Annotated in this window: 20 protein-coding genes; 13 read left to right on the top strand and 7 right to left on the bottom strand. The window is 49.8% G+C overall.

The annotated features are described in order from the left end of the window. Position 1: 1 nt before the first annotated feature. Together mgtE and HMPREF1705_RS10865 are read right to left on the bottom strand one after the other, a co-directional pair. The gene (mgtE, locus tag HMPREF1705_RS00490) at positions 2–1,363 is read right to left on the bottom strand and encodes a magnesium transporter (protein WP_009200680.1); all 1,362 of its coding nucleotides are present in this window, start codon (positions 1,361–1,363) and stop codon (positions 2–4) included. Positions 1,364–1,517: 154 nt separating this feature from the next. Next, on the bottom strand, positions 1,518–1,676 hold the full coding sequence (locus HMPREF1705_RS10865; protein WP_009200681.1) for a hypothetical protein: 159 nt from the start codon (positions 1,674–1,676) through the stop codon (positions 1,518–1,520). 278 nt (positions 1,677–1,954) lie between these two features. Between HMPREF1705_RS10865 and HMPREF1705_RS00485 the strand changes: the two genes are divergently transcribed. From HMPREF1705_RS00485 to HMPREF1705_RS00475, 3 genes are all read left to right on the top strand, one after another. Continuing rightward, a complete protein-coding gene (locus HMPREF1705_RS00485) occupies positions 1,955–3,172 on the top strand; it encodes a dicarboxylate/amino acid:cation symporter (protein WP_040347865.1) in 1,218 nt (405 codons plus the stop codon). Positions 3,173–3,445: 273 nt separating this feature from the next. Continuing rightward, on the top strand, positions 3,446–4,840 hold the full coding sequence (gene lpdA / locus HMPREF1705_RS00480; protein WP_009200684.1) for a dihydrolipoyl dehydrogenase: 1,395 nt from the start codon (positions 3,446–3,448) through the stop codon (positions 4,838–4,840). A 6-nt stretch (positions 4,841–4,846) separates the two neighbouring features. Then, entirely contained in the window at positions 4,847–5,632 is a 786-nt protein-coding gene (locus tag HMPREF1705_RS00475) for a lipoyl synthase (RefSeq protein WP_009200685.1), read from the top strand. On the opposite strand, the gene HMPREF1705_RS00470 is transcribed toward HMPREF1705_RS00475, so the two are convergent. Continuing rightward, positions 5,562–6,950, bottom strand: coding sequence for an ISLre2 family transposase (locus HMPREF1705_RS00470; RefSeq protein ID WP_040347867.1), 1,389 nt, complete (start codon positions 6,948–6,950; stop codon positions 5,562–5,564). The genes HMPREF1705_RS00475 and HMPREF1705_RS00470 overlap by 71 nt on opposite strands. 432 nt (positions 6,951–7,382) lie before the next feature. Between HMPREF1705_RS00470 and pdhA the strand changes: the two genes are divergently transcribed. The 9 genes from pdhA (at position 7,383) to HMPREF1705_RS00420 (ending at position 15,243) form a co-directional block, all read left to right on the top strand. After that, positions 7,383–8,342, top strand: coding sequence for a pyruvate dehydrogenase (acetyl-transferring) E1 component subunit alpha (gene pdhA / locus HMPREF1705_RS00460; RefSeq protein WP_009200688.1), 960 nt, complete (start codon positions 7,383–7,385; stop codon positions 8,340–8,342). 21 nt (positions 8,343–8,363) lie between these two features. Further along, on the top strand, positions 8,364–9,338 hold the full coding sequence (locus HMPREF1705_RS00455; protein WP_009200689.1) for an alpha-ketoacid dehydrogenase subunit beta: 975 nt from the start codon (positions 8,364–8,366) through the stop codon (positions 9,336–9,338). Between the two features lie 79 nt (positions 9,339–9,417). Then, positions 9,418–9,915 (top strand): VOC family protein, encoded by a 498-nt coding sequence (locus HMPREF1705_RS00450; RefSeq protein WP_009200690.1) that lies wholly within the window; start codon positions 9,418–9,420, stop codon positions 9,913–9,915. A gap of 15 nt (positions 9,916–9,930) precedes the next feature. Further along, complete coding sequence (locus HMPREF1705_RS00445; protein ID WP_009200691.1) at positions 9,931–10,749, top strand: SDR family NAD(P)-dependent oxidoreductase; 819 nt, start codon at positions 9,931–9,933, stop codon at positions 10,747–10,749. Between the two features lie 27 nt (positions 10,750–10,776). Beyond that, a complete protein-coding gene (locus tag HMPREF1705_RS00440; RefSeq protein ID WP_009200692.1) occupies positions 10,777–11,778 on the top strand; it encodes an ATP-NAD kinase family protein in 1,002 nt (333 codons plus the stop codon). 14 nt (positions 11,779–11,792) lie between these two features. Next, a complete protein-coding gene (locus HMPREF1705_RS00435) occupies positions 11,793–13,007 on the top strand; it encodes a dihydrolipoamide acetyltransferase family protein (RefSeq protein WP_009200693.1) in 1,215 nt (404 codons plus the stop codon). Between the two features lie 69 nt (positions 13,008–13,076). Continuing rightward, positions 13,077–13,748, top strand: a complete 672-nt coding sequence (gene lipB / locus HMPREF1705_RS00430; RefSeq protein WP_040347872.1) for a lipoyl(octanoyl) transferase LipB — start codon at positions 13,077–13,079, stop codon at positions 13,746–13,748. 2 nt (positions 13,749–13,750) lie between these two features. Then, positions 13,751–14,488 carry a HisA/HisF-related TIM barrel protein gene (locus HMPREF1705_RS00425; RefSeq protein ID WP_111089517.1) on the top strand — a complete coding sequence of 246 codons (738 nt, stop codon included), beginning with the start codon at positions 13,751–13,753 and terminating at the stop codon, positions 14,486–14,488. After that, a complete protein-coding gene (locus tag HMPREF1705_RS00420) occupies positions 14,488–15,243 on the top strand; it encodes a (5-formylfuran-3-yl)methyl phosphate synthase (protein ID WP_009200696.1) in 756 nt (251 codons plus the stop codon). The genes HMPREF1705_RS00425 and HMPREF1705_RS00420 overlap by 1 nt, the downstream gene beginning before the upstream one ends. Here HMPREF1705_RS00420 and HMPREF1705_RS00415 read toward each other — a convergent pair. The 4 genes from HMPREF1705_RS00415 to pfp all read right to left on the bottom strand — a co-directional run bounded on the left by HMPREF1705_RS00415 (position 15,206) and on the right by pfp (position 19,222). Beyond that, positions 15,206–15,817, bottom strand: a complete 612-nt coding sequence (locus HMPREF1705_RS00415) for an amino acid kinase family protein (protein WP_009200697.1) — start codon at positions 15,815–15,817, stop codon at positions 15,206–15,208. The two genes, HMPREF1705_RS00420 and HMPREF1705_RS00415, sit on opposite strands and share 38 nt — an antisense overlap. Next, entirely contained in the window at positions 15,777–16,841 is a 1,065-nt protein-coding gene (locus tag HMPREF1705_RS00410) for a hydantoinase/oxoprolinase family protein (RefSeq protein ID WP_009200698.1), read from the bottom strand. Before HMPREF1705_RS00410 ends, HMPREF1705_RS00415 begins: the two co-directional genes overlap by 41 nt. After that, the gene (locus HMPREF1705_RS00405; RefSeq protein ID WP_009200699.1) at positions 16,835–17,812 is read right to left on the bottom strand and encodes an ATP-grasp domain-containing protein; all 978 of its coding nucleotides are present in this window, start codon (positions 17,810–17,812) and stop codon (positions 16,835–16,837) included. The genes HMPREF1705_RS00410 and HMPREF1705_RS00405 overlap by 7 nt, the downstream gene beginning before the upstream one ends. Positions 17,813–17,959: 147 nt before the next feature. Next, entirely contained in the window at positions 17,960–19,222 is a 1,263-nt protein-coding gene (gene pfp, locus HMPREF1705_RS00400) for a diphosphate--fructose-6-phosphate 1-phosphotransferase (RefSeq protein ID WP_057940628.1), read from the bottom strand. Positions 19,223–19,383: 161 nt separating this feature from the next. Between pfp and HMPREF1705_RS00395 the strand changes: the two genes are divergently transcribed. After that, complete coding sequence (locus HMPREF1705_RS00395; RefSeq protein ID WP_057940627.1) at positions 19,384–20,049, top strand: endonuclease III domain-containing protein; 666 nt, start codon at positions 19,384–19,386, stop codon at positions 20,047–20,049. Positions 20,050–20,051 lie beyond the last annotated feature (2 nt).

The raw sequence follows: 20,051 nt of genomic DNA, 5'->3' as shown, positions 1-20,051 counted from the left end.
CTTATCCGCCTAACTTGAGCAGCTTTATGGCAATGTTGAAATAAACCATCAGCGACGTGATATCCACCACGGTGGTTATAAGAGGGGCGGAAAAGACGGCCGGATCCAGCCTGAAGGCCCTCCCGACGATGGGAAGTATGGCACCGATGGTGGAGCTTACGATCAAAACCACTGTTACGGTTACGGCGACGACAGTTGCGACGCCAGTTGAACCGCTGACAGTCCAGGCGAAGAAATACCCGATCGTTCCCATCACAATTCCGATGAGGGCGCTTACGCGAAGCTCCTTGAAGAGTATGACGGCTATGTCATGGACCGTGATCTCGCCAAGGGCAAGACCCCTTATGATTAAAGAAGAAGCCTGGGTCCCGGAATTGCCTCCCACTCCCGCAAGCAGGGGCATGAAAAAAGTAAGGGCCACGACGCTGCTTAAAACTCCCTCGTAATGTTTCAGGATGTTGCTCGTCACTGCCTGTGTTGCGAAAAGAACCACGAGCCAGCCGATGCGCTTGCTGAAAAGCGTCGTCAGTGTCGATTCTAAGTAGGGCAGGTCCAAAGGTTGGCTTCCACCCAGCCTGTGGATGTCTTCAGTGTCCTCTTCCTCGATGACGTCCATGATGTCGTCGGCCGTGATGACGCCTACGAGGCGAGCCTGTTCGTTCACCACTGGTAGTATCATGAGGTCGTACTGGCTCATGAGCTTGGCAGCCTCTTCCTGGTCTGCCGTAGCCAAAACCGTTATGATGTTGGTGTGCATTACGTCTTCAACCTTTGTCTTAGGCTCGTTTAATAAAAGCTCCTTCAGTGAGAGGACGCCGACAAGCTTGCCCACGGCATCTACGATGTATATGTAGTTTGCAACGCTTTGTTTTCTGCCGACCTTTCTGAAGTGTTCTATCACCCGCTCTATAGTCCAGTATTGCCTGGCCTGGATGTAGTCCAAGGACATTATGCCCCCGGCGGAATCCTCGGGATAGGACATGAGAAACTTTATGCTTTCGAGGTACTCCCGGGGAATCATGGCCATGATCTCCTGGGCTTTGTTTGGGTGTATGGCCATAAGCAGGTCGGCTATAGCATCCCGTCCCATGGCGGCGATTATCTTGCTTGCTGACTCTTCGTCCAGATGATCGAGGAGCCTGTATTGGTCGTCGTAATCAAGGTGCTCCAAAGCCTCAGCTGCTGCTTCCGGCAGAGTGAGAGAGAGGATGACGAGCTGTTCGGACTCTTCGAGTTCGTCCAAGAGCGCGCCTATCTCGTAGGGGTGAAGCTCCTCCAAATAAAGGCGCAAAGCTTCCAGGTCCTGTTTTTCGAGCATTTCTTCGACCGTTTCCTTGAAGAAATCGATGTTTCTCTGTTCCATGCAAATCACCTCCCAGAGAGCTTTTTTGGTTAAAGGGCAAAGGAATATGGAGGCAACATTACGTTGCCCAAGCCGATTGCCCGGGGCCTTCAAAGGCTGCTCTCATCTTATCGGAAGGTTCTGCCGCTTATTTGGAAAACGTTTTAAACGGAGGCTATCGAGAGTATCGAGAGGCTGAAGCTGTCAAAGCGGCGGCAGTGTAGCTGCGACCTTCCGAAGGAAGAAGAGCGCGCTTGAGGCGATGTCCTTCATTTAAAAACGTAACTTCATCCTTCATTGCACTGTACCGACGACTACCGGGTCCAGCGTCCACGCACTGCCACCACCTTTCTTGTGAATGGAATTTTAAAAACCGTAGTTAGCCTAACACATATAATGAAATTTTGCATCCCCCTTACCGTAAATATTTTGATAGCTCTTCCTGACATGTATACATAGACAAAGAGACTTTGCGTATATAATATACATGTGATTATGGAATAAATACACATGCGGAGGTGATGCTCGAGGTTACAGCAGGTCGGATCGGTTGTGTAAGCATTATTTTACTCATTTAAGTTATCTTTATAACAAATGATAGGAGGTCTTTCGATGTTTAAGAGGATGGGCTTACTGCCAAGGCTGATCATTGCCATTATTTGCGGTATCTTGATCGGGAAATATTTTCCCCAGTGGTGTGTCGGGCTTCTTGCCACCTTCAACGGCATTTTCGGAAATTTCCTGGGGTTTGTCATTCCCCTCATTATCCTCGGTTTCGTCGCCCCCGGCATAGCAGATCTGGGCAAGGGAGCGGGAAAGCTCCTTGGGATGACGGTCGCGTTTGCCTACGGCTCTACTGTACTGGCCGGCCTTTTTGCCTTCTTTGTCGGGACTAATATTATGCCTAAGATAATCAACTTCGCCTCCAACATAATGGCTACCAACCCCGAAGAGCACCTGTTGCCCCCTTATTTTGTGATCGACATGCCGCCGCTCATGGGCGTGATGACGGCTATTCTGCTGGCTTTTATCCTCGGGATCGGTATATCCGCGCTGAAGGAAAAAACCCTCTACAACGTAACGGTCGAATTTCAAAAGATCGTGAACATGGTCATTGTTTACGTGGTAATTCCCCTGCTTCCCTTTCACGTGGCGGGCATATTTGCGAACATGACCCATGCGGGAGAAGTGGGCAGGATAATGTCCGTTTTTGGCAAAGTCTTTCTGCTCGTCATCGCTTCCCATCTCACATTGATAATTGTCTATTTTGCCATAGCCTGCACCTACGGAGGCAAAAACTTCTTTCAGTGCCTTAAAAACCAGATCCCCGGCTATGTTACTGCTTTAGGAACGCAGTCCTCGGCTGCTACGATTCCCGTAAATGTCCAGTGCGCCGAAAGAAACGGCGTTTCCAAGGCGGTAAGGGATTTCGTCATACCCCTTGGCGCCACCATACATCTAGCAGGTTCTACGATAACGATCACAATGTGCTCCCTGGCGGTCATGATGCTTCACGGAACGCAGTTTACCTTTGCCTCCATGGTCGGCTTTATTGCCATGCTTGGCATTACCATGGTCGCAGCTCCCGGCGTTCCCGGCGGAGCCGTTATGGCTGCCCTAGGCGTGCTGGAAAGCATTCTCGGCTTTAGCGAGGCCCAGCTCGGCCTGATGATAGCCCTTTACATCGCCCAAGACAGCTTCGGAACGGCCTGCAACGTTTCTGGAGACAACGCTATCGCCATAGTCGTCGACAAAATCGCCTCTAAGATGAAGATGGGCGTAAGGCGAGAGGAATCAAACGTTAGGGAACCGCAGTTTGTAGGAAAGTAACGACCTGATTACAGAATTATTAAAAGTTGCACACTACGGCCATGTAAGCCCACGAGGCTGCATGGCCGTAGTGTTTTTTGTCTAGAAATACGAATACCTTGACAGGTTTGTCGACTGTACTATAGTATAATTGATGTAGTGCTATATTATGCTTATATATTGTTATAACATTCTTAAATTTCGACAACAGGTTAGAAACTGCAACCTCATGAAACATATTTCTTGCTAAATCGTCGGTGTATTTGATTCTAAGCTGCAAAGGGGGAACGAATCGTGGCGGACTTAACAGTCATAGGAGGCGGACCTGGAGGATATGTAGCCGCAATAAGGGCAGCCCAGCTTGGATGCAATGTCAGGCTGATTGAAGGGGAAAAGGTAGGCGGGACTTGTCTTAATCGAGGCTGCATACCAACTAAGGTCTTGCTTCATGCCGCAGAGCTTAAAAGCAACTTCGATATGGCGCGGGATTACGGCTTTTCGGTCAAGGAAAGTACTTTTGATTGGAAGGTGCTCATGGATCGCAAGGATGCTACCGTAAAGCAGCTCACCGATGGCGTGGCTACGCTTTTGGAATCGTGGGGAGTAGATGTAGTTTACGGAGAGGCTTCGTTCGTCAATTCTAAGGAAATCGTCGTGAAAAACGGCAATGGCACTTCAACATTAAAGTCAGACAGCTTCATCATAGCGACGGGTTCAAAGCCCTCGATGCCTCCAATTGAGGGTCTGCAATGCCGAAACGTCTTAACCAGTGATGACGTATTGCAGATCCAAGAAATTCCTTCGTCGATGCTCATAGTTGGCGGCGGCGTGATAGGAATAGAGTTTGCAACCCTTTTTTCAGGCCTCGGCTGCCATGTAACGGTGGTAGAGTTTTTGCCGAGGATATTGTCAAACATCGACGAGGAGATGGCCTCTTACGTGCACGAGATTTTATCGTCAAAGGGGATAACCATTCACGTAGCTGCCAAGGTAACGAAGATCGAAGAAAGGGGAAGTTCCCTTGTCGTCTCGGTTCAAAAAATGAGCGGAGAAAATATAACCGTGGAGGCAGGACATTTGCTCCTGGCCGCAGGTCGCGTTACAAACACGCAAACTTTAAATTTAACGAACGCAGGAGTCGAGACGGAGCGTGGCCGAATTAAAACAGATAAATTCATGAGGACTAATGTGCCCAACATCTACGCGGTAGGTGATTGCACGTCTCCTTACATGCTTGCCCATGTTGCCATGGCCGAAGGCGAGATCGCGGCAGAAAACGTCGCCGGCGGTATGCGGGAGATGGATTACTCCGTCGTTCCTGCCTGCATATTTACCTCACCGGAGTTGGCCTCCGTGGGGATGAGCGAGCTTGATTGCCAAAAAGCGGGTATTCCCGTAAAGGTGGGACGGTTTCCCATGGTCGGCAACGGAAGGGCATTGACGCTGGGTGAAGCTGAAGGAATGGTAAAGGTCGTAGCGGACTCAAGGTACGAAAAGGTATTAGGCGTGCACATATTGGGTCCTAACGCTACGGAGTTGATATCTACGGCCTGTATGGCCATGAAGCTGGAGGCGACAGCCGAGGAGATAGCTCAACTTATAGTTGCCCATCCCACCGTAGGTGAGGCGTTGAAGGAAGCGGCTTTGTCCGTTCAAGGCAGAGCCATACATCTTCCAAAGGAAGGGTAAGGATAAATGAATCAGGAATTTCCGGAGTGGCTTAAGATACCGGCGCCTGACGAAGAAAGCTTAAGACAAATGCAGGACTTAATAAAGGGCATGACCCTTCATACTGTCTGCGAGGAAGCCTTATGTCCCAACGTCGGGGAGTGTTTCAAGTCTCGCACGGCCACTTTTCTGCTCATGGGAGACGTATGTACCAGAAATTGCAACTTCTGCGCCGTAAGACACGGAAACCCTTTGCCCTTAGACCCCGATGAACCTCGACATATCGCTGAGGCGTGCAAAGCCCTTGGCCTTAAATACGTGGTCTTAACCTGTGTCACCCGAGATGACCTAGCCGACGGCGGCGCATCGCACATGGCCTTGGTGGTGAAGGAAGTAAAGAAATTAAACCCCGGCGCTAGAGTAGAGCTTTTGACCTCCGACCTGGCGGGCAACAGGGACGCCTTAAAAACCTTACTTGAAGCTCCTTTAGAAGTCTTAGCCCATAACGTTGAAACTGTTCCTTCTCTTTATCCGGCCGTGAGGCCGCAGGCTGACTACGAACGGAGCTTGGCCGTGATTGAGATGGCAAAGACCATTGCCCCGAAGGTGCTGACAAAATCGGGGATCATGGTCGGCCTTGGCGAGACGTATGAAGAGGTAATAGAAGGACCGCGTCAAGTTTTTGTAGGATTTTTAGGAACCACTCCCCGATGTATCTTAAAGGGTAACGTCTGCGAGTCAGCTAAAAATCAAACCCGCTATGACATATGCCCTTTAAAGAAGTGTATAAAGGCGTTACTTTTCCCGTTTTAAGTACCGTTATGCATCCAAGCTCACTTGCAACGGAACCGAAGATATCCCCCAGGTTCAAGGTGAATTTGTGTCTTTTGTCCGCATTCTCACCTTCTTGGTCTTTTTTCTTTACCTGTTCTGACGTCACCATGCCACCGCTACAGATGTAGGCCCTTAAAGCAGACATGGCCTTTAAGCCCTTCCTGCTCCAGGCCATAGGCCTGGAGCTTAACCTAGAAGAAAGCACGTGACTTACGTGGGCCTCGGGGCTTGAACTGCCGCAATCCTCTTCGTTTCGAATGGTTATAGACTGCCAGTTGTTGGTTATATACCTCCTGAAATCTTTTATCCTCCTTCTTTCCTTTTCATCCAGGGCATCGTTTAACATCTCAAAGCTAATCTTTTTAAAAAAGTTCAAGTCATTTGTATTTATGGCCCTGTATATATCACGTCTTTTTTCAGGCTGCCTTGCCGTGGATTCAAGGATCGCTTTATTTAGGTGAAATTTATCGAGCACCAGCTTTGACTCGGGCAGCCAGTTTATCCCCTGTCTTATCCAATTTGCACCATCTCCATGGATGTATATGTCCTTTATGTCCTCCGGGTCGTAAAGCTCGTATATCCTATCTGTTACCTCAAGCCAAAACTCATCTGTGTCTTTTCCGTAACCGCTCATGTATATGGGGTTTATACATCTGTTTTTGGATCCCTCTTTAAAGGTGCCCTCGTATATACAGATCAAAGGAAGATTCGTATTTCTGCCCTCCTGTAAGGATACGTGGTCTTCATCTGCATCTATATGTAATACCTCTACGCCTCTTTTTTTAGGAACTTTTGTCTTTAAGGCCTCCAGGTTTAAGCTGTGGATCTTGTTTTTGACGGTCTGTCTGGATAGCTCACCCTCAGTTACGTTCATCGAACTTTTGGCGTAAGATACCTGGCCTGCCGTTTCTACCAGCTTTACCGTCACTGTTTTGCTCAACCTTTCGTATTTATCCAACCCCAGGGCTTCGTCTAAGGGGTATACGTATTTATCATGACTTTTATCAAAGTAGTAGGTCCTGTCAAAGGATATATCTCCAAATATGGTATAAACGCTTCTTTTGTCATCACGCCTTTCTACGACCAATCCTCTTTGCTTTCGAGACGTTTTGTCCTTTAATATGGCTTCGTCTGCAAGCTCAAGGTAAGCCTTTACGATCTCCCGGATGAAGGCCTTCGTCATGCGAAAAAGCTCATCTTCTATTTCAGCCAGCGTCCTGACATGGGAACTGCAAAAAAACTTCAATATCTCGGAGATGAAGTTTGAGACAATTTGTAGTAAAATAACCTTGTTCAAGTTGGGACCCTCCTTTATGAATTTTTGTGTGCTACAAAGATTCTACCAAAAGGAGCGGCCCCTTTATTTTTCCTCCCTAAAAAACTCCTACAAATATTTTACGCTATCAATAGAAGTAATGAGCGATTTGATATCAGTAGGATGTGATATACTTACAATAGGACAGTATTTACAACCTTCTTCATCTCATCTTCCCGTGAGGGAGTTTGTGCATCCAAAACAATATCAAATTTACGAACAAAAGGGTCTCGAGCTTGGGTTTAAATATGTAGTTGCCGGCCCACTGGTGAGGAGTTCCTATAAGGCTGGTGCCTATCAGCCTTAGGGGTGTCGTCACGATAAAATTTCACTTAGAGATAGGAGGTGACAGATCAAGGTCAGATTACCGTTAGCTTAATTAAACAACATTATGAGAGAAGGAGGTAGGATATCATGGCAATTGAAAGGGAAACATTGCAGTGGATGTACAGGAACATGCTCACTATAAGATATTTCGAGGAGCGAGTGGCTGAGCTTTTTGCAGCCGGAAAGTGCTTCGGTTTTGTGCACCTTTACGTAGGCGAGGAGGCTGTGGCTACGGGGGCGTGTGCAAACCTGCGCAAGGATGACTATATAACCAGTACGCACAGGGGACACGGACATCTGATTTCCAAGGGCGGAGATCTCAAGCTTATGATGGCCGAACTTTTTGGAAGGCGTACGGGATATTGTAAGGGCAAGGGCGGATCGATGCACATCGCCGATGTGGAACTTGGGATCCTGGGTGCCAACGGCATAGTGGGCGGCGGATTTCCCATTGCCGTGGGTGCAGGCTTTACGGCCAAGTACAAGGGTACCGATCATGTGGCGGCCTGCTTCTTTGGCGACGGATCATCTAACCAGGGGACGTTTCATGAGGCGTTGAACATGGCATCGATTTGGAAGCTGCCGGTCATATTCATCAACGAGAACAACTTCTACGGGATCTCACTATCGCAAAGGCGATCTATGAACGTGCCAGATGTGGCAGCCAGAGCGGCAGCCTATAACATTCCCGGAGTAGTGGTCGACGGCAACGACGTGCTCGCCGTTTATGAGGCAGTCCAAGAGGCAGTAAAAAGGGCTAGGGCCGGAGAAGGGCCGACATTAATTGAGTGCAAGACCTATCGTTACAGGGGACATTTCGAGGGAGATCCGACCGTCTACCGCCCGGAGGAAGAGGTCCAGGAGTGGAAGAAAAAAGACCCCATTCCGCGATTTGAGGAGAAGCTTGCACAGATGGGGATCATGACCGAAGAACAGATGAAACAGGTTCGTGAGGAGATTGCCAGCAAGATCGAAGAAGCCGTGAAGTTTGCCGAAGAGAGCCCCTGGCCTTCTCCGGAAGAAGTCTTGGAAGATGTGTACGCGTGAGCGAGAGAGGAGGCGAAGACGATGAGAAAGTTGACAATGCGTGCAGCGATAAATGAGGCCTTACTCCAGGAGATGAGGCGCGATCCCAACGTGTACGTCATTGGCGAGGACGTTGGAGTATTCGGCGGCTGTTTCGGCGTGACGGCAGGGCTGATAGACGAGTTCGGGCCTAAACGGGTAATAGATACGCCAATCACGGAAAGCGCCATAGTCGGCAATGCCCTGGGCGCTGCTGCAACGGGGTTGAGGCCCGTGGCAGAAATAATGTTCATGGACTTCGTGGGCGTTACCATGGACCAGATATACAATCAGGCGGCGAAGATGCGCTATATGTTCGGCGGAAAGGCGAAAATACCGATGGTCATAAGGACGGCATGCGGCGCCGGCGGATCTGCGGCGGCACAGCATTCCCAGTCCCTTGAGGCCTGGTTCATGCACGTTCCGGGATTGAAGGTCGTAGCTCCCTCCACCGCTTACGATGCCAAGGGGTTGCTCATAAGCTCGATAAGAGATGACAATCCCGTCATATTCGTAGAACATAAGTTCATATATGGCCTGGAAGGTGAAGTGCCCGAGGATACCTACACCGTTCCCCTGGGAAAAGCTGACGTCAAAAGGCAGGGAAGCGACGTAACGATTATTGCCACGATGGCGATGGTCCACAAAGCACTAGAGGCAGCCGAGGAGCTGTCCAAGGAAGGCATCAGCGTGGAGGTCGTCGATCCGCGGACGCTGCAACCCTTAGACGGCGAGACGATCATCGAATCGGTAAAGAAGACCCACAAGGTGGTCATCGTCCATGAGGCGGTCAAATTTGCCGGTCCCGGCGCTGAAATTGCGGCCATGATCGCCGAAGAGGCCTTCGATTATTTGGATGCTCCGATAAAGCGCGTAGCTGCTCCCTTTACTCCCGTACCCTTTAGCCCCGTGCTCGAACAGGAGTACATCCCAAGCAAGGAAAAGATCATCGCTGCCGTAAAGGAAGCCGTAGCGTGAGCTAGTTCAGGGAACGCTTGACATCCATTGTCAAAGCGTTCCCTGCATTGCTAACCGTTACAAAGAGGGGGAGAGAGAAATGACAAAGAAAGGTTTGTTTAACCAGGTTCTTCAGATAGCAGTGGTCGTTAAGGACCTGGAAGAAGCCATGAAAAATTACTGGGATAAATGGGGCATAGGTCCCTGGAGCGTTTATACCTTCGATCCAAACACCGTTAAAGACATGATATTGCATGGCAAAAGAGAAGATTACGCTATGAGGCTTGCGCTTGCTGAGATCGGGAACGTTCAATGGGAGCTCATTCAACCCCTTGATGATAAGAGTATATATGCTGATTTCCTTAAAGAACACGGAGAAGGGCTACATCATGTGGCTTTAGGGGTCGAAAGCTACGAAGAAGTGATGAAGCTGGCAGAGGAGAGGGGAATAGAAGTAATTCAGGGTGGAACATGGTTTGGATTTACTTACACCTATCTTGACACCAGGGAAGATTTGGCCACTATCGTGGAGCTTTACAACCAGCCAGAAGGTTGGGAATTTCCTGAACCCGAGGATACCTATCCCAAGAACTCTTAAAGGAGGGCTAGGGAAATGAGCCTGGAGGGAAAAGTAGCGATCGTTACAGGGGGAGGACGAGGAATCGGCCGAGGAATTGCACTTGCCCTTGCTAGAGAAGGGGCTAATGTTGCAATAGTTGAGGCAGAAGTTCTCGACAGCTCCTTTAACCACTATGGCACGAAGGAGATCAAAGGTTACAGCGCAGCCCAGGAAGTGGTAAAGGAGATAGAGTCCCTCGGAAAACGGGCTATAGCCATAAACGCGGACGTAAGTAAATCCGGACAAGTCGCTCAAGCAGTAAAACAGACCATCGATGAACTGGGGTCAATAGATATATTGGTCAATGCCGCTGGAGTTGTGTCGGTCTCGACCGTGGAGAACGTGGAGGAAGAGGCCTGGGACCTGACGATGAATGTCAACGCAAAAGGGGTCTTTCTATTTTCGAAGGCGGTCATTCCCTACATGAAGCAAAGAAAATGGGGGCGCATAATAAACGTCGCTTCAATTGCGGGGAAATCGGGATTTCCAGGACTTTCCCTTTATTGCGCGTCTAAATTTGCTGTGGTGGGATTTACCAATTCCTTGGCAAAGGAGCTTGCCAGGGACAACATCACTGTAAACGCCATCTGCCCCGGCATAGTTCGAACCCAGATGTGGACTCTGCTTGCTGACGTCTGGAAGATGCCAGGCGAAAGTTGGGATGAGTCCTTTGCCAGAAATGTATCGACCATGATACCTCAAGGGGTTGAGCAGACACCTGAGGATATGGCTAAACTTGCGTTGTTTTTTGTCTACTCCGATCACGTGACGGGTCAGTCGGTCAACGTCGATGGAGGTTCTATGACATTTTAATCTGATTGGAAAGGGGAATCGATATCCTTGACATTAGTAGGGATCATAGCTAACCCCGCTTCGGGCAAGGACATTAGGAGGCTCGTTGCTCACGGCTCGGTCTTCGATAATATCGAAAAGGTAAACATCGTTAGGCGCATCCTCTTGGGACTCGAGTCCGCGGGCGTGGACAAAGTGCTTTACATGCCCGATTACTTCGATATCGTACCCAGGGCTTTGGAAAACGTTCACCTCAAAATTAGCGTCGAACCATTGAACATGAGATGTGAGGGAACGCAGGAAGACTCCACTTTGGCCGCCAAGCTGTTGGAAGAGGAGGGGGCCAAGTGTTTCGTGATTCTCGGAGGAGACGGGACAAATCGCGCCGTTGCGAAGGGGAGCATTTCCGTTCCCTTCATGTCCGTGTCCACGGGGACGAACAACATCTTTCCCTGTATGGTTGAAGGGACAATAGCGGGGATGGCGGCGGGCTACGTAGCTACCGGTGCAGTCTCCGTCGAAGATGCTACCTTTCCAACGAAACGCATCGATATTATGATCGACGGAAAGGTCGTGGACATCGCCTTGGTGGACGTCGCCCTTTACGACGATATATTTTTGGGCTCAAAGGCCATATGGGATATGAATAGGGTTAAAGAACTTGTGCTGACCCAGGCCAAACCGAGCAATATAGGCCTTTCGTCCATCGGGGGCATGGTCATTCAATGGCCAATGCCACAGGATAAAGGATTGCACGTAATTTTAGGATCTTCCGATTCTGAGGAAGGTTTCATAGTAACCGCTCCTGTCGCCCCAGGGCTTATAAAGCCTGTAAGGGTCCTGGAATTTAACTCAATATCGATAGGAGATGAGATATGTTTCGATATGAGCCCGGCAGTGATCGCCCTTGACGGTGAGAGGGAAGTGGAATTGCTCCCGGGAAAGAAGGCTTCAGTTCGTTTAAGCGGAAGTGGCCCGCGAGTCGTAGACATCGAAAGGACTATGTGGCTTGCCGTTCAAAGAGGGCGCATGACCAATCACGGCAAATAGGGAGGTGTAGTTTTATGGCAACAGTCATTACAATGCCCAAGCTTGGCCTTACCATGACATCCGGCTCGGTGGCCAAATGGCATAAAAAGGAAGGAGACAGGGTCGAAAAGGGAGAGGTGGTCCTGGAGGTCTCCACGGAAAAGATCACCTATAAGGTCGAAGCCCCCGAAAGCGGGGTGCTGAGAAAGATCTTAACGCAACCGGGGACTAAGGTGCCCATCGGTACGCCGCTTTGCATAATAGCAGCCCCAGACGAAGATATAAGCGAGCTTTTAAAGGAAGCTCCTACGGCTCCTGCAGCTGAAAAGCCCGCTCAACCGGAAGCCAAGCCCGCCCCGGTGGCCGCGAAACCGGCAGGCGAAGAGGTTTTAATCAAAGCCACGCCCATCGCAAAAAAGATAGCCAAGGAACAGGGCATCGATTTAGCCTTGGTTACCGGCACGGGTCCGGGTGGGAGGATAGTAGAAAAAGACGTGCTTGACTTCATCGAAAGACAAAAAGCCGAAAGGGCAAAGCCAGCAGTTGAGGCAGCTCAGCTTAAAAGGATCGCCCTATCCGATGTCAGGCAGGTCATAGCCGAGAGGATGTCCACGAGCTGGCAGAACTCGCCAATGGTTACATTAAATGCCGACGTAGATTGCACTTTGTTAAAAAAACTGCGGGAAGACCTAAAATCCTCTTTTAAGGAAAAGGGGCTTAACCTCTCTTACAATTATATATTAATGAAAGCCTGTGCCGTCGCTTTGAAAGAACAGCCGATGCTCAATTCCTACTTGGAAGGCAACGAGGTAGTCCTCTACGACGAGATCAACATCGGCCTTGCTGTGGCGACGGAAGAGGCGTTGCTCGTTCCCGTGGTGAAGGACGTTGCCGGCAAGAACTTGTACGAAATTGCCTCTGACGGTGATGCCTTGATCGAAAAGGCCCGCAAAGGCGAACTTGCTATAGACGACGTGACCGGGGGCACTTTTACGATCACTAACCTCGGAATGTTTGGCGTTCGAGACTTTACTCCCATCATCAATCCTCCGCAGTGCGCTATTTTGGGGGTTGGAGAGATGAAAGACAGGCCCTGCATTTGCGATGGCCAAATGGTAGTAAAGCCCATGATGACGCTTTCTTTGACCTTCGACCACAGGATCGTCGACGGCGCCCAAGGGGCCATGTTTATCAGGCGAGTAAAAGAGCTGCTTGAAAATCCCTTGCTGCTTCTGGCTGTCTTGAAATAAGATATAACATAATAGTACAAGGTGTAGGGGAAAATGCCCCTACACCTTACTTTTGGGAGGTGTGGCCAGTTGAGCAGGAGATGCTCTGTCGTGGAATTTAAAGAGCCCCTGGGTTACGGCGACGGCCTTACCCTCCAGGAAAGAGCTTTTGAAAAAGTTTCCGCGGGCGAGGCCGATGGCATACTCCTTCTTTTGGAGCACAAGCCCGTTTTTACCGTAGGAAGATCGGGGGGAAGGGAAAACCTGCTCGCGGACAAAAGGACTCTTGAAGCTTACGGGATAGAGCTATACGAGACGAACAGGGGAGGAAACATAACCTACCATGGTCCTGGGCAGATCGTCGCCTACCCCATATTTAATTTGAGCAAATGGAAAAAGGACCTCCAATGGTACGTCTCATGCCTTGAAGAAGTGATTATACAAGTGCTGAAAGATTACAATGTAAAGGCCGGCAGAAAGCCTAAATACAGGGGCGTCTGGGTCGCCGACAAAAAAATCGCAGCCATAGGGATCGCCGCCGAAAGGTGGATCACCATGCACGGTTTTGCCTTTAATGTAAAGGTTGACAAGTCCCACTTCGAGCTCATCAACCCCTGCGGTATAAAGGAATTTTCCGTGGCCTCGCTCGATGACTACGTCGAGGATGTAGATTTTCGCGAGGTAGTAAAAAAAGTAAAAGAAAAATTCTCTTTAGTGTTTGAAACTAACTTTAAAAAGGAAATATCAGAGGGGATGTCGTAAATTTGCAAGTTATCCCGGTAATGGATCTTTTGGATGGTTTAACCGTGCGAGCATACAGGGGAGAGAGGAACAAATATCGCCCTATGGAAAGTCCTTTGGTAAATTCGCCCCATCCTGTGGAAGTGGCAAAGGCGTTGCTTTACGTAACAGGAGGAAGTGACCTGTACGTCGCCGATCTCAACGCCATTCAAGACATGGGAGATAATCTCGAGATCTTGAAAAAAGTGCGGGAGGAGACAATGGCAACCCTTTGGATAGATGCGGGAACAGGAAGCTTGGATGAAGTGCTTTACCTGATGTCCGAGATCCCATCCTGCAAGGTTGTCGTTGGCTCTGAGACGCTTCAAAGCAGCGACGAATTTGAAAGGATAAGCAAAGCATGTCAAGAGGATCGTATGATCTTCAGCCTGGACATGAAGAAAGGCAATATCCTGACTCGCAGCGAATCGCCCCTTGCAGGCAAGACTTTAGAGGAGGGAATTGATCTATTGAGGTTGGCGGGCTGGAGGAGGGTTATCCTGCTTACGTTGGATGGCGTTGGGACGGGGAGGGGATTGCCATTGAAGATGTATGAAACAGCGACGCAAATGGCGCCCGATATGAGCTTTTACGGCGGTGGAGGGTTTAAGTCCAAGGACGAGCTTTTTGACATAAAGAAGTCGAACATGGCGGGGGTGCTTGTGGCTACAGCACTTCATGAAGGATGGATCAATAAAAAGGACATAAAGGAGCTTGCGTAATGAACTCATTATTTCCTGATAGAACGGCATTTTTGGCAAGTGTCGTCTCAAAGGAAGAAGCTATTGTGGCACTGAAAGCCCATATTGACGTGGTAGACGTAAAAAACCCAGCGGAAGGGGCTTTGGGGGCAGCCTTGCCGGAGACGATAAGCGAGATAAGAGGCGTCGTCCCCAAGACAATCCCCGTGAGCGCCGCCATCGGAGACATGCCCTATCTTCCGGGTACGGCAGCGCTTGCAGCCATTGGAGCAGCCCAGGCGGGGGCTTCGATCATTAAAGTGGGCCTTTATGGAGCTAAAACTCCGGATGAAGTCCTGAAGCTGCTTTTTTCGGTATCGACTGCGTTAAAAAAGTATTGCCCAGAATCTTCATTGGTTGTCGGAGCTTACGCGGATGCTCAATTTTTTGGCGGCATAGACTTTCTCGCTGTCCCGTCCATGGCGGCAGAGGCAAAAGCTGCAGGTTGTCTTCTTGATACTTTTGATAAATCCTTCGGCCACAACTTGCTTGAGATTGCCTCTATGGAGCGGGTAAGGGATTTTGTCTCGGCCTGCAGGGAATGGGGCCTTTTTTCTGCCTTGGCTGGTTCTTTAAAACTCGAAGATATACCTTTATTATTGCCCCTTAGGCCTGATTACCTGGGCTTTAGAGGCGCGCTTTGCGAAGGGGGTCGGTCGGGCAAGCTTTCGTCAAGAAAGGTCCTGGAAATTTCGTCGCTCATTGCAGGCGAAAGCAGCACCTGTCGCCGCAGCTGACGGTGTCTTGTAGCGAAAGCTTCTTACTTCCGTCGCACAGCCAGACCTCTCCATTGTAGCGGGAAAGGAACCGGAAGAACATTGGATCGACCCAACTTGTGCCCCTAAGGTCCTTCACGTCATAGGGAGGAATGTTGTCTTTAAGCAAGACAAGTCTTGAGGCGTCGAAGGCTGCGGCGATAAAGCAGGCCAAGCTGTCAGAGGTTGTTTCCCAGCTTTCGGGTATTCCTCTTTGCTCCTTAAGCCAGCTAGATGGCAAAAATATAGGGATCTTTCCTGAAAGCCAGGCCTTTGATATATCTTCTTTGCCGTAGGCCGTTACGGAGTGTGGTACCTTTTCGGCAAGCACGTAACCAAATTGATCCATCGCCAGCACGGCCAACCAGTGAGAAGTGAAAGCCGCTAGCTTCCATTGTCTGTCGCATAGGCGCACCACATCGGCAAATTTACCGCCTCCCGGTACCACTATGGATTTGTGGCCTCGCAGTGACTCGCTTAAATTTCTGCATATCTCAAGAAATTGTGGCAGCCTTTCAAGGCTTCCGCCAAATTTTACTACGACTTCGACAGACATGACAGGTAAATGGCCAAATCCTTGGCAGCAGCATAGGCGGAAAATGTTTCTTAACCACATCAGGGATGATCGCCTCGGCATTTAAGATTGACAGATTTGTCCGGAGGGCTGCCTGAATTCCTAAGAATTGGCCTGCTCCCGTGACTGCGGCAGGCCCCTTTACGTGAGGCTCGGAGCAAACTTGATACAGCGCGTCAACTATCAGCCCGATTTGACGTTCCCTCAAATATCCGGCCAATGGCAACAGATCTTCTGGCTTTGCGAGAGAAGCGTCTGCACATATAAGTCGAGCCAGGCGACGGGCAGCGCCCTCGGTGTTAACGGATCCGCTGTCAGGCGGGGTACAGCTGTAGTCTTCCGGGTCGATTTCACCTAAAAGAAGGTAGCAATCTCCCATGAGGGCAAAATATTCGTTGGAAGTACGATACCAGTCTCCCTTAAAGGGAAGCCGTGAGGCTAGGGCGTTGGGATTTGAGCGGATTAAGCCCGTATAGACCAGCTCACCGAAGCGCAGCCTGTCTGTGTCGTTTCTTCCTCTAACGTACAGGGCATTTTCTTTGATGGGTATTATGTCCGTTGTGGTGCTTCCCACATCTATCCATATTCCGTCGCCGATGGACCTTGCCATTTCACGAGCGGCCGCTATCCAGTTCGTTGCCGCAAAGTTGATCGGATCGCCCATAGCTTTTTCTACCGGCACCCACCTTTCGTTCGTGCCAAGGCACATAAGTTGGATGCCAGGAAAGGTATCGATGAAAGCCTCCAGCACGAAGCGCACACCTTCAGCTTTGGTGGTAAAACAATCGGAAAGTTCAGCCGTCATGGTGATAGCCATGGCTGTGTCGGAGAGGGGGATGTCTGAGGCAAGGTACTCAAGCACCGTCGAAAGCTTGCCGGGGTCCTTCCATATCTCAAAGGTCATATCCTTAGAGCTTAAAAAGGCAAAGTCGCCTGAGATACAGGCGCACTTACTCTGTACTCCACCAATGTCCCAGCCTACGATCACGTCGTATGTTTTTAGCATGATAAACCCTCCAGGGTGAAATCAATTTTCGGCACAGCAGAATCTGAGGGAAGCTTGTCGAGGAGACAGGCTTCCATCAATGCCTCGGCTATGTTCCAAGTTGCAAACTTCCCCAGGAAGGCCAAAGGCGTAGTAATCCTTGGGTTTACCTCAAGCACCTGGGGGCCCTTCGTAGTCATGATCAGGTCAATTCCAATATATCCCATAAGACCCGGTATCGCGTCTACGACAGTCTGACTAAGCCCTTGAAGGTATTCCAGGCTTGTGCCTCCGTAGGCAGCATAGTCTTCTTCGGAAAGGCCAGTTTTTCCTCCTATGTACCTGAAGCTTGCGGATTTGCCATCATCGCTTTCGCTTAAGGCGATCTTTTGCTCGTTTACCGAGACGAGATATGCCTTTCCGCTGCCGGTTGCCAAAATGGATAAACTGGCTGGGAATCCTTCTATGAATGGCTGAATAATTAAACCTCTTGTATCGGCTTTCTTGGACGTTAAAAATTCATCAAGTTCGATTTTGTTATTAAGTAAGATACTTCCCTCTCCTCCGGTCCCGCAGGAGGGCTTGACGACAAGAGGAAAACCCCACGACAGAGCCGCCTCTTTTATCGTGGTTTGGTCGCAGACTACGGCAAAAGGCGAACACGGCACTCCTTTGTCGGCAAGCAGTTCAAGAAGGCGGGCCTTGTCCGATGCTATCTTTACGGCACCTGGGGCTGACCCTAAAATTATACCGCCGGCCTGAGTCACCTTTAAGGCAAGACGCGCGGATAGCCCCTGTGTTTCTGGGGCAATGAGCACAACGGGCCTGTTGCCGCAAAGCTCAAACAGTGCCATTTCTCCTTCGTCATTGTGCACGATGTATTGGTTTTGCCCTTCGGTAGGGTCAAAGGCGGAGGAGAACCTTTCGTTCAAGATCAAAAGGGGCTTTATGTAATCCAGACGAGAAAAACAGGAAAGCATCGTCTTGGCCATAAAGAGGCCTTCATTTGCAAAGGATATGTCGTTTTTTCCTTTAGTTTCGCCCGACGAAAAATGTTCGTATATTATTACCTGCCGATATGAGCCTGATACGTTTCTTAAAATTGACAATATATCACCTTAAGTAGCATTATCGACGTATTACAGCCCCGCCACATATCCGTATTTTTCCACGAACTGCTGCGGCGTCATGTTGGCGATGCGCGACATCTTGTTTAAAAGGAATTCCGATTCCAAGTCGCGCCGCTCCAGGCGTATCATGTATTTTCTTGCGATGCGATACTGTAAAGAGTCGGTATCGACGAGCCTTATCTTCATCTTGCCCGTCTCGGGATCCACGATGTCCTCGAATTTGATGGGGTTGAGCTCGTTGTTTTGGATGGCAATTACAGCGTTGGAGCCGCCCTCGACGAGGAATTTAAAGGCGCCATAGCCCAGGTTTCTGGTGTATTCTACGTCGAAGGGGTTTGGGGGAGCGCATCTTACCTCGTAGCCTATCTCCTTGTTTTGGACCGATATGGGAATGCCCATCTTTTTTAGCTCGGAGTTGAGCTGCTTTTTTAAGACGTCGGAGAAGTTGATCTCGGCGTATCGGACGTGGCCGAAGTCGTCTTTTTCGATGCAGTCGATGGCCGCAAGTTCCTGTGAGGACACCTTCGATATCAGGCCCTCGGCGGCTACAATGAGGCCGTGATCTTTCTCGAGGGCGAGCCTTTTTATGATGGCGCAGCTCATTATGTCGATGACGTGTTGGAGGCTTATGGTTTCGCTTTCAAATTCCTCTGGTATGATTGTGAGTGTGGCGCTTGCGCTTTTGCCTATACCTAAGGCCAAGTGCCCGCTGGAACGTCCCATGGTAACCACCAGAAACCAGCGTCCCATGGTCTTTGCGTCTTCCATGAGGTTCATCACCAGTTCCGCACCCAGTGCCCTGGCCGTCTCAAAGCCGAAGGTGGGCAGCCCTTCCGGCAAAGGCAGGTCGTTATCTATGGTTTTGGGGACGTGGACGAAGTGGATGTTTAACCCCAGCCTTTCTCTAGCGAACTCCGAGACCTTGTAGGCAGCGTAGGCCGTGTCGTCCCCGCCGATGGTGACGATGTGGGTAACGCCCAGGTCTACTAGGTTTTCCACGACGGTGCGCATGGTCGCCTCGCTTTTGGTGGGGTTAAATCTGGAGGTTCTTATGATACTTCCGCCTTCCTTGTGGATGCGGCTGACCTTGTCGATGGTAAGGGGGATGACCTTTTTGTTGGCCGTAGCAAGGCTTGAAAATCCGTCGCAGATGCCCAAGACGTCCCAACCGTTGTTGCGAGCCTCTATAGTGACTGAAGCTATTACGTTGTTGATGCCCGGTGCGGGTCCTCCTCCGCAGATTAGGGCCAATGTGTTCTCCTGAAAATTCATAAGTCCATACCTCCTTTATTTACCGTATTTTAACTACATTTGTTTATTCTGTCTATCAGCGGATAAGTTCGCGATCCCTTTATTTTTTCCCTTAAAAATATCCTACAAATATTTTACGTATCATAAGTTTGGCCTGCCGTTGGATTTGGTAGAATAATGCTATGGACAAGGGGATAATTGCGATTTACGAAGCTTTGCTTGATGCTTACGGCCCACAGGGGTGGTGGCCCGTTGCAGGAAGTTACCACGCCGGAGATTACGGAGTTCCCAAAAACGAAGAAGAGACCTTTGAGATCATCGCAGGGGCGGTGCTCACGCAAAACACTGCCTGGACGTCGGTTGAGAGGGCGCTTGAAAATTTGAGGCGCATCGAAGCGCTGAACCCTCATAAAATCCTTGCCTTAAGCTTGGGCGCGCTTAAATCGGCCATAAGGCCCGCAGGGTTTTTCAACCAGAAGGCGATTTATTTGAGGGAAATGGCCGACTTTTTCGTGGGATTGAAGGGGAGGACGCCATCCAGAAAGGAGCTTATGTCCGTCAAAGGCGTTGGAAACGAGACGGCCGATTCTATCTTGCTTTACGCCTACAAACGCCCTGAGTTCGTCGTAGATGCCTACACGAAGCGGATCGTTACTTCCTTGGGCCTTGCCGAAAGAAAAGCAGGCTACATGGAACTTAAAAATCTGTTTGAGTCAAACCTGCCCGGGGATGTCACTCTTTACCAGGAATATCACGCCCTGTTGGTCGAGCATGCAAAACGGTTTTATAGCGGCAAAGCTCGAGAGTCCTCAGGAGCATCTGTGGACTTTTTAAGGGAGATTTTGTAAAC

Origin of the sequence: Acetomicrobium hydrogeniformans ATCC BAA-1850, from assembly GCF_000160455.2 — a bacterium.
In the GTDB taxonomy this organism is placed as follows: Bacteria; Synergistota; Synergistia; order Synergistales; family Acetomicrobiaceae; genus Acetomicrobium; species Acetomicrobium thermoterrenum.
The sequence above is the reverse complement of the archived record's forward strand: the minus strand, read 5'-3'. Positions and strand labels throughout refer to the sequence as shown.